Origin of the sequence: Paenibacillus sp. IHB B 3084 (assembly GCF_001447315.1) — a bacterium.
In the GTDB taxonomy this organism is placed as follows: domain Bacteria; phylum Bacillota; class Bacilli; order Paenibacillales; family Paenibacillaceae; genus Paenibacillus.
In genome coordinates this window covers 3,585,089-3,599,464 of record NZ_CP013203.1, presented here as the reverse complement: position 1 = coordinate 3,599,464, position 14,376 = coordinate 3,585,089, and the positions used below count along the sequence as shown (strand labels likewise).

At 48.4% G+C, this 14,376-nt stretch carries 8 protein-coding genes and 2 pseudogenes; all 10 read right to left on the bottom strand.

Annotated elements, in window-relative coordinates; all coding sequences use genetic code 11:
- Positions 1 to 60 precede the first annotated feature (60 nt).
- Positions 61 to 1,755: an ABC transporter substrate-binding protein gene (locus ASL14_RS16785; RefSeq protein ID WP_134912581.1), complete on the bottom strand. Its 1,695-nt coding sequence runs from the start codon at positions 1,753 to 1,755 to the stop codon at positions 61 to 63.
- 90 nt (positions 1,756 to 1,845) lie between these two features.
- Positions 1,846 to 2,748 carry a carbohydrate ABC transporter permease gene (locus tag ASL14_RS16780; protein ID WP_134912579.1) on the bottom strand — a complete coding sequence of 301 codons (903 nt, stop codon included), beginning with the start codon at positions 2,746 to 2,748 and terminating at the stop codon, positions 1,846 to 1,848.
- 15 nt (positions 2,749 to 2,763) lie between these two features.
- Positions 2,764 to 3,777 (bottom strand): ABC transporter permease, encoded by a 1,014-nt coding sequence (locus tag ASL14_RS16775; RefSeq protein ID WP_134912577.1) that lies wholly within the window; start codon positions 3,775 to 3,777, stop codon positions 2,764 to 2,766.
- 281 nt (positions 3,778 to 4,058) lie between these two features.
- Positions 4,059 to 4,475: a cupredoxin domain-containing protein gene (locus ASL14_RS16770; protein ID WP_134912575.1), complete on the bottom strand. Its 417-nt coding sequence runs from the start codon at positions 4,473 to 4,475 to the stop codon at positions 4,059 to 4,061.
- A gap of 128 nt (positions 4,476 to 4,603) precedes the next feature.
- A complete protein-coding gene (cydC, locus tag ASL14_RS16765; RefSeq protein WP_134912573.1) occupies positions 4,604 to 6,424 on the bottom strand; it encodes a thiol reductant ABC exporter subunit CydC in 1,821 nt (606 codons plus the stop codon).
- Positions 6,405 to 8,204 (bottom strand): thiol reductant ABC exporter subunit CydD, encoded by a 1,800-nt coding sequence (cydD, locus tag ASL14_RS16760; protein WP_134912571.1) that lies wholly within the window; start codon positions 8,202 to 8,204, stop codon positions 6,405 to 6,407. The genes cydC and cydD overlap by 20 nt, the downstream gene beginning before the upstream one ends.
- Positions 8,204 to 9,217 carry a cytochrome d ubiquinol oxidase subunit II gene (gene cydB, locus ASL14_RS16755; RefSeq protein WP_134912569.1) on the bottom strand — a complete coding sequence of 338 codons (1,014 nt, stop codon included), beginning with the start codon at positions 9,215 to 9,217 and terminating at the stop codon, positions 8,204 to 8,206. Before cydB ends, cydD begins: the two co-directional genes overlap by 1 nt.
- Positions 9,204 to 10,608 (bottom strand): annotated as a pseudogene (locus ASL14_RS16750) (cytochrome ubiquinol oxidase subunit I). The gene cydB and the pseudogene ASL14_RS16750 overlap by 14 nt, the downstream one beginning before the upstream one ends.
- Before the next feature lie 406 nt (positions 10,609 to 11,014).
- A pseudogene (locus tag ASL14_RS16745) lies at positions 11,015 to 12,582 on the bottom strand (response regulator).
- Positions 12,575 to 14,365: a sensor histidine kinase gene (locus ASL14_RS16740; RefSeq protein WP_134912567.1), complete on the bottom strand. Its 1,791-nt coding sequence runs from the start codon at positions 14,363 to 14,365 to the stop codon at positions 12,575 to 12,577. Before ASL14_RS16740 ends, ASL14_RS16745 begins: the two are co-directional and overlap by 8 nt.
- Between the last annotated feature and the right edge of the window lie 11 nt (positions 14,366 to 14,376).

Genomic DNA, 14,376 nt, shown 5'->3' with positions numbered 1-14,376 from the left:
GACAAGCGCTCCGTCTTTCCGACAACCCATCATTTTGTTGCGCCTCGTTAAGTCAGCTCGCTATTTAGAAGCCTTGCCGCTCCATAACTCCACTCTGTCCTTCACCAGTTGCGTGTATTGCTGTTCCATTTGGACAGCTCCAGCGGCATCCAGTTCTTTAACCATGTTGTCGTATACGGTGTCAAAATTGGATGTTGGGGCCAAGATAGCTTCCGGTATACGTTTGCGGATAATATCCGTCGTTTTTTTGAACGTAACGTTATAATTTGATTCATTGTCTGTTGTCAGGTTATAGGCTGCACCCCATGGCTTCACATCAAATTCTTTCTTGTCCGGGAACAGATCTTTCCACGTTTTTACGCCATATGCTTTAAGTGATTCTTTCTCCGGCTCCGAATAAGCCGCGATAATTTGCTCCGGGAATTTGGCAGTATAGTAGTTACCTGTAGGATCCTTCACGCCATCACCATAGTGTCCGCTGATGAGCGTGTACAATTCTATTCCAGTGGATTTATTGAAGTTGGTTGCATTATTCGTTTTTTGCTCCAGCACATCAGCCGGAATGACGCGTTTGCCGTCTTTGATCTCATAATGCTTGCCCTCGATCCCCCAGTTCACTAGCACCTGTCCTTCATCGGAAGCTAAATAATCAAGGAATTTAATAGCCCGCACCGGGTCCTTGCAATTTTCTGTAATACCTACTCCATAACCGGACGTGAAGCCCGTATCCTGAAAGGAACGATCCTTGTATTCTTCCGAAAGTGTAACTGGAAAATGGGCGTAACTGGAATCGGCCTTGCCTGACGCTTTTAACGCATTCTCAGCATCCTGATAACCCCACTCCTGGTCGATCAGACCGAGGACACGACCGCTGGCAATTTTGGATTTGTATTGATCACTTTTTTGCACAAATGAATCTTTATCCAGCAGCCCTTCATTGTACATGTGGTTCAACCAACGGAAATATTCCTTTTCTTCTGGACGTTTATAATGAAGTTGGGCTTCAAATGTTTTGGGATCAATAAAATATTCACCATCATCCGGCGCTCCAGTCGTCTGGAAGGCAGGATTCGTTACGGTAATCATAATTCTCCAGTCGTCTGCATCCAGCGTGAGAGGAATCGTTTTTTTGCCATTGATCGTCGGATGCTTGGCTACATAGGTTTTGAGTACGTTTTCATAATCCTGTAGCGTTCTTACCTTTGGATAACCTAACTCCTTGAGCACTTTATGCTGAATTTCAAATCCCCCCGTCGCGTCAAAGCTCTCCTGTCCCACACCTGCATACGTAGGAAGGACATAGATAGATTGATCTTTATTACTGTATTTCAAACGATCCATATAGGGTCCGTATAGCTTTTTGAGATTGGGTGCGTGATCATTGATCAGATCTGTCAGATCAATCATGGCCCCCGCATCCACGAGCTTGCTAATATTCGCTTTAGGAGAAACCAGGTCCGGGTATTCTCCACTTGCTGCCATCAAAGCAATTCGGTCATCTCCACCTCCGCCGCTGACATCAAATTCCGCATTCAAGGTTACACCTGTTTTCTTGGTGATTTCCTTGCCTATTTCATCCTTCATTCCATTCCATTGCGGGCTTGTATCTGCTCCGAAGAAGCTAAACGTAATCGGGTCTGTGCCGCTGGATGTACCTTCCTTTGCTGCTTTATCGCTTCCCCCACAGCCTGCCAGTGCGGTAAGTGACACCGCGAGCAAGGGAATGAGTGCAAATCTGGACCAAACCTTTTTCATGAACAAAACCTCCTATATTCCTATGATGACTTAACCTGCAAATCGCAGTTACTTTACCGCCGGAAGCCCGGCTTTTATGATTTCACCGCATTATGATTTCACCGCGCCCAGCGTCATCCCGCCTACAAAATACTTTTGCAGGAACGGATATACCATCAGAATGGGAAGTGTAACCGTAATTGTAATTGCCATTTTAATCGACTCTGGTGAAATTTGAGCCATTTGCTTAGCCATATCGTTACTATTCGTCATACTGGAGCCGCCTTGCTGCGTACTTTGCAGTATCTTCATCAGCTCATACTGTAGCGTCGTCCATTGCGGCGCCCCACCATTATACAAATACGTATCAAACCAAGCATTCCACTGACCTACTGCCAGAAAAAGAGCAATCGTTGCCAACACTGGTTTGCACAACGGCAAAATAATTCTCCAGTAAATCGTAAAATCATTCGCCCCATCCAGTTTGGCAGACTCCTGTAGCGCATACGGCAAACCGTCCATAAAGGAACGAATGACAAACACGTTAAATGCGCTAATTAAGCCTGGAAAAATATACACCCAGAACGAACCCAGCAAATGCAGATCACGCATCAAAATAAATAAAGGCACCATTCCGCCGGAAAAATACATCGTCAACGCCAGAAACGTGGAGATAAACTTACGAGCGCGAAACTCGACCCGACTCAATGTAAAAGCAAGCATAGACGCGCAGATCAATCCGAGTACCGTCCCGACTAAAGTACGAAGAATGGATATTTGCAGTCCCTGAAGAAGGCCCTCGTACTGGAAAATCGTTTTGTAATTTTCGAGCGTAAATTGGCGGGGCCATATATAAATACCACCGCGAACGGTGTCCGTTGAATTGTTCAGGGAAATCGCAAGTACGTTCAAAAATGGATATAATGTCACAACCACGATCAAAGCCATCAGGACATAATTAAACAGGTCAAACAGCCTTTCAGACCGAGTAGCATTAAATGCCTTATTCGTCATTTCGCATCTCCCTCCCTACATGATGCTTTCTTTGGTCAGTTTTTTGAATATGCCATTTGCCGTAAACAACAGCAGGATGCTGACCAACGAATTGAAAATACCAATCGCTGTCCCGTAAGAGAAACGACCCAAATTAATCCCGTAATTCAGCGCATACAAATCCAGCACCTCGGAATAATCCGTCACCAGACTGTTGCCGAGCAAGAACTGCTTTTCAAAACCGTTGCTCACCAGATGCCCAATCGCCATAATGAACAGAACGGCAATGGTCGAACGGATACCCGGTAGCGTAATATGCCACATCTGTCTCCAGCGACTTGCCCCGTCCACACGCGAGGCTTCATACTGTTCCTGGTCAATCCCGGTGATTGCGGCTAAATAAATAATCGTGTTCCAGCCCGTCTCTTTCCATATATCTGAAGCGGTTACAATATACCAGAACCAGCTACCCTTCGCCATAAATTGAATCGGCTCATCCACAATATGAAGCGCTATCAATATATCGTTGACGATTCCTCCGTCGATGGACAGCATTTTCGTAACCAACCCGGCAACAACAACCCAGGATACAAAATGCGGGAGATAGGATACGGTCTGCACGAATCGCTTGAACAACATCCCCCGCAGCTCATTTAGCAGAATGGCAAAAAAGATTGGAACAACAAAACCAAAGATAATCCCCATCAGGCTCATCGCCAGCGTATTGCGCAGCACCAAATAAAAACGTTCGTCCTGAAATAGCTCAATAAAGTTATCCAGCCCCACCCACTTCTGATCCAGAAAGGATTTGGCGGGCTTATAATTTTGAAATGCCATCGTCCAGCCCCACAGCGGAAGATAACTGAAAACAAACACCCATATGACGAAAGGAATGGACATAAAATAAAGGTACTTTTGTTGCTTTACACTGTCCCACAAGCCTTTTTCTCCACGCCCGCGCTTCGGCCCGCGTACCTTGCGCGGTCTGCCCCGGTTAGACTCAGGAATCGTAGCACCAGCATTGGAAGCGGTTTCAGTTGATGATTCCATAACAAGCTCCTCCTTGTATGTAGTTACTATTATCATACTTGGCTGACTTGAAAGCGGATACCCAACGAATTAGGAGAAAAATCAGTTCAAAATTAGATATATGGGGGGAACGTTGAAAATTACATTCGTGTCACTACGCATGCGGATGGTGCTTCGCTTGTCCAGCAACATTCTGCCTGCTCCGTTCTAATGTGAATTTTCTAATTTAAAATCATAGATACCTTGTATTAAGGCAAAAAATAGCCTCCCCGCACAAAATGTGTTGGAAAGCTGGTATTGATCTATTTTACCGTGATCGTCCCATAGTACATGTACATACCGCAATTATACTCATATACACCGGGTTTTAGGTCTTTGACGGTAAAATAGTTATTTTCATGGTCCATAAAAACGTCCATTCCAAGCTTCAACGATTGTACTTCGTCTATGCAAGTAAAGGATGTTGATCTCTTAAAATTAATTTTAGTCGGGACACCAGCTTTTATTTCAATATTTTTAGGATAAAAACCATCTCCCTCTACATTTACCGTAGCAATTTCATACTTGGCTTTATCCGGCTCTTCTTGAACAGTTTTAGGTTGGCTAGTCGGAAACGACGACACGATCCCCTGGAAATAAAATAAGACAAAACCGCCCACGATCAGGGCTACAACTCCAATGAGCATCAAGTGCCAATTTTTAGAGATGAATGTTTTCATGCAGATCAGTCCCCTCCAGTTGATCGTTCACGTGTAACACTTCAACTCTAGCTAGTAATAAAAGTTAATCAAAATTTAAAATACTTTATTCGAGCTATGTTGCACCGAAGCTTGATCTTCTCTATTTCTTACAGACCGGGATGATCCAGTTCATACAGGTTGCGGTATCGGGGTTGCTCCTGCCAAAGCTGCTCATGACTGCCTCGCATCGAAATGCCGCCTTGCTCCATAAAGATCACCTCGTCCATATGCTCCATTCCGGTCAGATGATGTGTAATCCAGATGAGCGTTTTGCCCTCCAGCACACGAAACATCGTCTGCATTAGTTCATGCTCTGTCAGCGGATCGAGTCCCACGGTTGGCTCATCCAGTAGAACAATGGGGTGATTTTGAAGCAAAATCCGCGCCAGTGCAATTCGTTGTCTTTCTCCACCGGAAAAGCGCAGGCCCGTTTCCTGCATCCGGGTGTCGTAGCCATCCGGCAAGGAATCAATCAGCGTCCCCAGTCCCACCTGCTGCGTTACTGCACGAACCTCTTCCAGCGTAGCATCGGGCCGTCCCAACCGAATATTGTTTGCTACCGTTGTATCGAACAAATACGGTTGCTGGTTTAGCACTGCAAACAGGCTGGAATACGCCCCGCCTGTATACACGGGCGCACCCGCGACAGTGACGCTCCCTTCATCCGGTTGCAATGCCCCCTGAATCAGATTCAGCAGCGTGGACTTGCCCGCACCGCTGCGGCCAAGCAGTGCAACCTTGCCTCCTTGCGGCACACGCAGGGAAATGTCGCGCACGCTCCATTCTTGCGTTGCTGTATAGCGGTAGCTCACATTGTTCAGCAGTAGCTCTTTTGAGTTGCCAGATAGCTGGGCGGTCACATGTTCTACCTCTGTTTTGTCTACTGTGCCACCTGCTGCTTGCTGCCCTGCTTTCACAGAAGCCGATGCCGAAAACGATGCAGGTGCAGCAGGTGTAGGTGTATTCTTCTCTGACTCTTTCAGGCGCCGAAGCGAATCCTGATATTCCGGCGCATGGACCACCGCTTCTCCAGCGCGGACAAAAGCATCCAGCAGCGGAAAAGCAACAAGCGCAAAGGATGCCAGCCATGTTGCCTCTATGCGGTTCTCCGCTACCAGTCCTCCAGCCCATACGGTCATCATCACAATTCCGCCACCTACGACGCACTGTGCGATCCAATGAGAGCGCCATTCGCCCCGCCGAAGTGAATTTTCCACTACAGCAGCCTTGTTTTGCCGTTGGGCGAAGGAAGCCAGAAAATGTCCAGTCCGACCGCTCAGCACCAAGTCACTCATACCAAACAAAGCATCGGTCAGCTCCTGATAGGCTGTATTCCGTTCCTGCTTGAACGTTCGCCGTTTGGCGAGCGAGGTCCACAGCGAGATGGCTGGGGCGATAAAAAGTAAAAATCCGCAATACAGTGCCATCATCAGGGCAAAGGTTCCGTCCATCCATCCGAGTGCTGAAATCCCCAGCGCATAGATGAGCAATGCCGATATCGCGGGCAGAAGCAGCTTCAAATATATGTTTTGAAGCTGCTCAATATCCTCCGCCAGCAAACCCAACAGATCCCCTGTGCGAAACTTGCTGCGAATCATAAGTGCTTGCGGTTCTACCGCCCGATACAGCCGCACCCGCATACGGGACACGAGACGCAGCGCGGCATCATGCCCCACCAACCGTTCCAGATACTGAATGACTGCTTTACTAAAACCGAACGTCCGTACAAGCACAATCGGAACGTACACCATCAATATATTTTCCGGTTTTAAAGCCGAACGGGTAATCAGATGACCGGACGTAAAGAGCAATGCGCCTGCACATCCAATCGCCAGAGCGCCCAAAAGCGCCGCAGCCAGAAAGGCCCAGAAATATTGTCTCAGATAAAATATAAACCAGCCTTGGCCGCTATTGTCCGTGGCTCGCATATCGTCCGTCCCCTCCTTCCGTCATTCCCGTCAGCAAATGGTAATATCCTCCCTTGCGGGCAACCAATTGCTTATGTGATCCTGCTTCTTCCAGACGGCCTTGATTCATCATCCAGACACAGTCCATATCCGGCATCCAATGGAGTCGATGGGTCGCGAGAAACACTCTTTTATGTTGCAAAACAGATAAAATCGTCTGTTTTAGCTCCCATTCCGTCTCAATATCCAAATGTGCAGTCGGCTCATCCAGCAAAATCACTGGACGATTACTCAGTAAAGCACGCGCCAACGCTATCCGTTGCGCCTGTCCTCCACTCAGCGTCCGGCCCGCTTCACCAATCGGCTCATCCAATCCATTCGGAAGACCATCCACCAGCTCACGCAGTCCAACCGCGTCAATCGCCCATTCCACTTGCTCGTTGGATGCCTCCGGTTCATAAAACCGGATATTATCCGCCAAAGAAGCGCTGAACAGGTACGGATGCTGCGGAATATAGGCAATATGACGCTGCCATTCGGCTTTGTTATCACCAGCCAATGCCCATCCATTCACGTTCAGCTCGCCCGAGGTCGGTTCAGCGAAGCCGCCAAGCAAACTGAGCAGCGTTGTTTTACCTGCACCGCTGGCTCCGACGATGCCGATCATATTCATATGCGGCTCAACACTCGCGGAAATGTGGTCAAGCCGTGCGGAACCGTCCTCGTTGAGAAGGCATATATCCGACAACCTGATCGTACCCTGTCCCGTGATATTTAGGGCATTGCCGTCACCCTTAGCATTGTCTGTGCTGCCACTCCCCGTAAGGATATCCACGGAATCTGTTTGTTGAGCCGCTTCATCCTCTGTACTGAGAATGGAGCGCATTGCACCCCAAGCCTCCTTGCCATCTAGCGAGGCATGATAGTCCGATCCCAACTGGCGTACAGGCATAAAATATTCCGGGGCCAGAATGAGTACCGCAAGTGCCGCTTCCAGTCCCACCGATCCGGTAATCAGTCGCAAGCCCAAGCCTACCGCCACAAAAGCCACCGACAGCATACTAAAAAAATCGAGAGCAAAAGAGGACAGGAACGCGACCCGCAGCGTACGCATCGTAGCCGTACGGTACTGGTCGCTGACCTTCCCGACCGTTTCTCCATGCTCCCGGCTACGGCCCAAAAAACGCAGCGTCTGTAGGCCGCGCAACGAATCCGTGAAATGATGCGACAATAGACGATAGGAACGCCACTGTTTATCTGCCTGCTTCCGCGCCGCCAAGCCCAGCAGGATAAAGAAGCCAATCAGGATGGGCATCGTAGCCGTCAAAATCACACCTGAAATTACATCCAATGTGAAAACAGACACAAGCACAAGTATCGTCACACACATCATGTCAATCATACGCGGAATGGACAGCTCCAAATACGTGCGAAAACGATCCACTCCATCCAGCGCCAACGTCACCAGCTTCCCGCTACCTTCCTTTGCAGCAAAAACAGGCCCTCGCTCGAACAAACGAGCAAGCAGACGCTCCCGCAAGGAAGCGCCTGATGCTTCGGCAAAACGGCCTGCTGTCCGGCGTTGCAGCCAGATCATCGTATGCCTCGCAGCAAAAGCCGCGAAAAACAACGCCAGTGGCGGCCAAGCCATCACCAGCGGATTTTTATCAAATAAAATCGTAACAGCCTTTGCCAAAAAAATCGCTTGCGCAATCACAGCGGCCCCCTGGGCCAGGGAAAGGGCGGCCAGCAGCAGCATTACCGGCCGAATGCCCTTTAATCCAAACCATGCTTTATCCATTAGTATTCCAAATGATCCTTTTCACTGAGACGCTTATGGAAAACAAAGTAGCTCCACGCCTGATAAGCCAGCACAAAGGGTAAAAGCGTTGCTGCAACAATCGTCATGGCTTTCAGTGTGTAATGACTGGAGCTTGCATTATATATCGTCAAATCAAATGCACTGTTGATCGAACTCACCATAAATCTCGGAAACAAGCCGACGAACAACGAAACGAATGTCAGCAAAATGATAGCTCCCGTCATCCCGAAGGCCCAGCCTTCGCGGCGCTGCTTCAGGAAATACCATGCCAGCACATAGGCGACGATCCCCACTGCAACTGCGGCATACATATAAGGGCCACGTCGTGTGAATACGTCTGTTGCAAAATAAGTCCACACCACCATACCAGCCAGCAAAATACCTAATATCGGAAGGAATTTAGACGCAATCACACGGGCACGATCCCGCACTTCTCCAATCGTCCGTAGGGAAATAAACGTCAGCCCATGCATCAGGCACATCCCCACCACGGTCAGTCCAATCCATACCGTATATCCGTTAAACACATCGGAGAATCCGGCTTTCAAGTCCATGTTTTGCTGAATAGGTACACCCTTTACCAAAGCCGCAAAAGCCATACCGAACAGCATCGGCGGCAGAAAGCTGCCAATCAGAATGCAGGCATCCCACGTCCCTGTCCACCATTTTCCTTCTGCCTTGCCCCGGAACTCAAAGGAAACTCCGCGTAAAATCAAACCAAGCAGAATAAGTACAAATACCAGATAATATCCGCTGAACATGGTCGCATACCAGTGCGGGAAAGCCGCGAACATCGCACCCGCTGCTGTGATCAGCCATACTTCGTTTGCATCCCAGAATGGACCAATCGTATTGATCATCAAGCGTTTTTGCTGGTCATTACGCGGCACCAGACCTGTAGCCATACCCACGCCAAAATCGAAGCCCTCCAAGAAGAAGAAGCCGGTGAACAGCACAGCAATCAATAAGAACCACAAATCATTTAACGTCAATGGTGTCACCCCCTTGAGCGAATGGATCATGGATTACCGTTTCCTGATATGGTTCGATATCCGGACCTTTGCGAGCTGTACGGACAAACAGGAATGCCAGCACACCCGTTAAAATTAAATACAATGCGGTAAACGAGATCAGTGAGAACAGCACTTCCCCTGCCCCAACGGTAGGCGAAACCGAATCTTTGGTTTGAAGTAAACCAAAGACAGTCCAAGGCTGACGCCCCACTTCCGTCATGATCCAACCCGCAGTATTCCCAATGAATGGAAGTGATATACCGAGCATCATCAAACGGAAGAACCAGCGATGCGAACCCTCCAATTTTTTACGGAATGTCAGATAAGCTCCGTACAAAGCAAGTGCAATCATCGCACATCCGGCCGCAATCATAATGCGGAAACTCCAAAAAGTAGTACGTACTGGCGGGATATAGTTGCCCGGTCCGTAAGCTTGTTCATATTGTGCCTGAAGCTCATTCATCCCCAATACCGCGCCGGACAGCTTGTTATACGACAACAAACTCAGGGCAAAAGGAACTTTAATCTCAAAGGTATTTTCCTTCTTTTTAGGATCAATACGTGCGATAACCGTCCAAGGGGCCGGATCGCCGCTGTTTTCCCACAAAGCTTCACTGGCAGCCATCTTCATTGGCTGTGTTTCTACCAAATATTGAGCCTGTCCGTGACCAAACATCGGAATCAGCATCGAACTAATCAATGCGACAATAATACTCACTTTGAAAGAAGGCTTGAAAAAGTCCAGATTCTTTTTGTGCATCAGCTTCCATGCGCTAATTCCCGCAACGAGAAAAGCACCTGTGGCAATAGCTGCAAACAGTGTGTGTGGAAACTCCCACAACAGTTGTTCGTTCGTCAACAGAGCGGCAAAATCTTTCATTTCTGCGCGACCATTTTGAATCTCATATCCTACTGGACGCTGCATGAATGAATTGGCTGCCAAAATCCACAAAGCAGACAGCATCGTACCGATGGATACCAGCCACATACAGGTTAAATGGACTGCTTTGGACAGACGTTCCCAGCCGAATACCCACAATCCGATAAAGGTTGATTCCAGGAAAAAGGCAAGCAGTGCCTCAATCGCCAGCGGCGTACCGAACACATCACCGACAAACCGGGAAAAGTCCGACCAGTTCATCCCGAACTGAAACTCTTGCAAAATTCCGGTGACGACGCCCACTGCAAAGTTAATCAGCAGAAACGTTCCCCAGAATTGAGCCATTTTTTGTACAAATCATTTTTTTGATTACATACATGGTCTCCATAATTGCCACCAACAACGACAATCCAATGGAGATCGGCACATAAACAAAGTGAAGAATCGTTGTGGTCGCAAACTGCAACCGTGCCAATTCTAATACGTCCATAATGTTATTCCTCCCCTGCGCTTCTCTTAAGAATGAATGTTAATAATTAGGTTCTGAAGCCTTTCTTCATCCTTGTGATAGTATTCACATTATTACATATGGAACGATCACTTTTTAGGAATAGCCCCCTCAGGCATCTTCATTACGGAATCTCATAACCCGGCTTAAGAATATCATCATTATATAGAATAGCTTTGAATGAAATAGAATCGAAAGTGTGAACATCGTGTCAAAACTGTGTCGTAACGATGGCGAATTTATGAAAACAACTCAAATCTTCTAGTTAGTGTGACATTTTCGATTGATCTATCCAAATTTTTTCCATGAAAAAAGCCTCTCTTCGTTCGGAGACTTTTGCTCCGACATCTGTAAGAGAGACTTCATCAATTTAACCTATGGGAGCCCGTCAACTGCCATCCGTCCCTTCGTTCTTCTGAACCCGATTACGGTAGGAGGAAGGCGACATCCCCGCATATTTTTGAATTTGCCATGAAAATAATCGGCATTGGCATATCCGACCCGACCTGCCACCTGATGCACCCTGATTCCCTGTGCAAGCAGTTCCCTTGCCCGCTCGATCCTCACCTTGTCCAGGTAAGCGTTAAAGGCTTCGCCTGTATGAATTTTGAACAATTTTCCCAAATAGCCGCTATTGTAATTAAACATATCCGCCAACAGCTCCAAGCGCAGGTTCTCATCATAATGGCTGTGAATGAAATCAATCAATTGTTTCATGATCGTTTCTTTACCGCCCGAATCGGTCTGACCAATCCATTGCAGCACATGCTCCAGCGACCGATCCACCAGCTCACCCAAGGTTGAATAAGCATATACATCCGTAATCAAGCGCGAATGCTCCTCCAGCACCGTCCGGCTCTGCTCCTGTCCAGCCGCAAACTTGTTCAGCGCCAAGGTAAATGTCTGTGCAAACGCCGCCTTGATTGCAGCTTCTGTACGATAGATCTGAGGAAATTGGACCTCCATTTCCTTCAATACACGTATTGCAGCTTCACGATTCGCCATATCCAACGCGTAGTATAGCTTCTCTGCATAACGCATAGAGTCCGAGGTTTTATCAGTCGTTTCACACATTTCCTCGTCCGAAGTCTCCAAATCATGCAGGTCACGGGTAAGCATCACCCTTTCCGCACGGAACAGGAAAGTACGCTCCAGTAGACGCAGCGCCTGCTCAAAAGAGCTTGGAATATCATGTAGTCTGCCCACCGGATCACCAGCAGCTACGTATATTTCCGTTGTCCACGGCTTTAGTGCCTGTCGCCAGGAAGCCAGCAACCGAACAGCATCTTCTTGTATTTCCACCGTGGCAGGGAGTAGCAAGCCTGTATAAATCCCGGCTTCGAATACAATCCCCCTACCCTGCTCCTGGCACATTTCCGTTAGCCGCAGCTTTGCTGCTGACTGCCGGGCTTGCCGATCCCAGTCGGGTATCCGCAGATCCAGCAGTACGACCTGATAACTTCCCCAATCCAAAGCGGGTGGCGCTGGATGCTGGTCAGGATGTTCAGGAAACAGCAGGGTTTCGATCCAATCGCGCTCATGGAGAGGCGGGCTCCCCCACTTGCCGTCTTCTTTTTCACTCTCAATGCTTCGCCGTACCCGTTTCAACTCTGTCGTCATTTCTTCTTCGTCCACAGGTTTCAATAAATAACCATCCACGCCAAAGCCCATCGCCTGCCGCGCATAATCAAAGTCCGCATAACCGCTTAAAATGAGAAAATGAAACGGCTCGCCGTTCATTTCACGTATGCTCCGTATGACCTCCAGCCCGCTCATCCCCGGCATACGAATATCAACAATGACCAGCTCCGGCCGGTGCTCCTTAAATTTATCCAATGCTTCGCGCCCGTTCCCTGCGGTATCTATAATATGGAAGCCGCAGTCCCTCCAATCAATAATGGAGGTCAATCCTTCACGGATCGCAGGCTCATCATCCACAATCATCGCTTTATACATTCGACTCCTCCTCCCTGGGTATTGAAAAGGTTACGGTTGTTCCTGCCTGCGGTACGCTCTCCATGTGCAGACCATAACATTCGCCATACATCAGCGTCAGACGCTGGTGAACATTGCGCAGCCCGATACTGCTCCCTTCCGGCTCATCCGTGCCCATTATACGGTCCAGCAGACGGGACAACTGTTCTGCTTCCATGCCAATCCCATCGTCAGCCACTCTTATTTGCAGCTCTCGTAGCTCCATCGAAATATCGACTTTTACGGTAACGGGTTCTTCCTTGTTTTCAAGGCCATGAATAACCGCGTTCTCTACCAGCGGCTGTATGATTAATGGAGGAATGGACAATTCTTCAGCGCTTTCTGCCAGATTCACTTCATAGACCAAACGATTTCCAAACCGGAACTGCTGAATTTGTAAATAGGATCGTACCATATCCAGTTCCTGACGCACTGTCGTTTTACCGCTGCCAATCTCCAGATTCCGCCGCATCAATCTGCCAAGCAATCGTACCGTCGTTGCAATCTCCGCTTCCCCGTTCAGATGTGCCTTCATGCGAATGGACTCCAGCGCATTAAACAGGAAGTGCGGGTTAATCTGGCTGGCCATCATCTTTAGTTTGATATCCTTTTGCGCCATTTCGAGCCTGTTATTTTTCTCACTCGCTTCATAAACCTGCCCCATCAACTGGCGGATGCTGGCAACCATATAGTTGAAACGGCGGGACAAATCCCCGATTTCGTCCATCCCCTCCACGCTGGACACGACATGGAAATCCCCCGCAGCCACCTTACCCAGCTCATGGCTCAACCGCTGTAGTCTTTTGGTGATCAGCCAGGAAATCATCGTAATTAGAACCAATGCCATGACCAGCACCGCAAGAACACATAATGCGCCGATCAAGCTGATCCGGTTCGCTCCCTGTACAATGTGTTCCGTCGAAAACACCGAAATAATCGTCAATCCGCTCACACTGGAGGCTGGCAGCAGCTCATCCACAATAATGTTCGAGGATTTCCCGTTTATTTTCGCTTCATATATACCCTTACCCGCACCCTGTACATCAAAGCCCAAATGCAAATCCGCCAATGTTTGACCCACGGACTGTGTATGGGTAGCCGCGACCACGATTCCGTTGCGATCCACAATCAGCGTTTCAAACGGTTCCTTGCTGAGCATATTGTTCAGCTCCGTCTGACTCAGCGCAATCATCAGAACTCCCTTGGTGTTGTATTCCGGAAAGGGAATTTGCCGCACCAGACTCAGCCGGTTTACCGGGTTATCATCCTTATCCTGAATATAAAACCAGTTAATCGCCGTCCCCCCCAAGGCAGTCTGGAACCACTTCTGCTGCTCAATACCAGAATCTACAGGGATAAATTCCAGATTATTGACAAGCGTCGGATTATACGAATAAAAACGGATGATCGCAATCTCTCTATACTGCTGTACATACTCATTAAAGTCCTTGTATTGATGATACGCATTCATCAGCTCTACCATGCCCGAATAACGGCGGTTCGCCATCTCCCTCAGCCTTTTATCGAACATCAGCCCATTTGAAATATCCGTGGGTACGCGCAATAAATTCGCAGTCTGGCTCTTGATCTTTTCCACGTTGTTCACCGTTTGGGCAATTGCACTGTCCAAAGCCTGCTCCCGCAAATAAAAGGTGACACATCCGCCCACCACCAGCACCGGGATCATGACAATCAGCACGTAGGAGAACAGCAGCTTATTTCGCATACGCATATTATTCATCAGATGCCGAACTCCACGATACATGCCATTCCCCC

What these genes read in the sequence shown, in the direction of transcription:
- ASL14_RS16740 (WP_134912567.1), bottom strand. Translation starts at nt 14,365, where the DNA reads ATGTATCGTGGAGTTCGGCATCTGATGAATAATATGCGTATGCGAAAT.
- cydC (WP_134912573.1), bottom strand. Translation starts at nt 6,424, where the DNA reads ATGCGAGCCACGGACAATAGCGGCCAAGGCTGGTTTATATTTTATCTG.
- ASL14_RS16770 (WP_134912575.1), bottom strand. Translation starts at nt 4,475, where the DNA reads ATGAAAACATTCATCTCTAAAAATTGGCACTTGATGCTCATTGGAGTT.
- ASL14_RS16780 (WP_134912579.1), bottom strand. Translation starts at nt 2,748, where the DNA reads ATGACGAATAAGGCATTTAATGCTACTCGGTCTGAAAGGCTGTTTGAC.
- ASL14_RS16775 (WP_134912577.1), bottom strand. Translation starts at nt 3,777, where the DNA reads ATGGAATCATCAACTGAAACCGCTTCCAATGCTGGTGCTACGATTCCT.
- ASL14_RS16785 (WP_134912581.1), bottom strand. Translation starts at nt 1,755, where the DNA reads ATGAAAAAGGTTTGGTCCAGATTTGCACTCATTCCCTTGCTCGCGGTG.
- cydD (WP_134912571.1), bottom strand. Translation starts at nt 8,204, where the DNA reads ATGGATAAAGCATGGTTTGGATTAAAGGGCATTCGGCCGGTAATGCTG.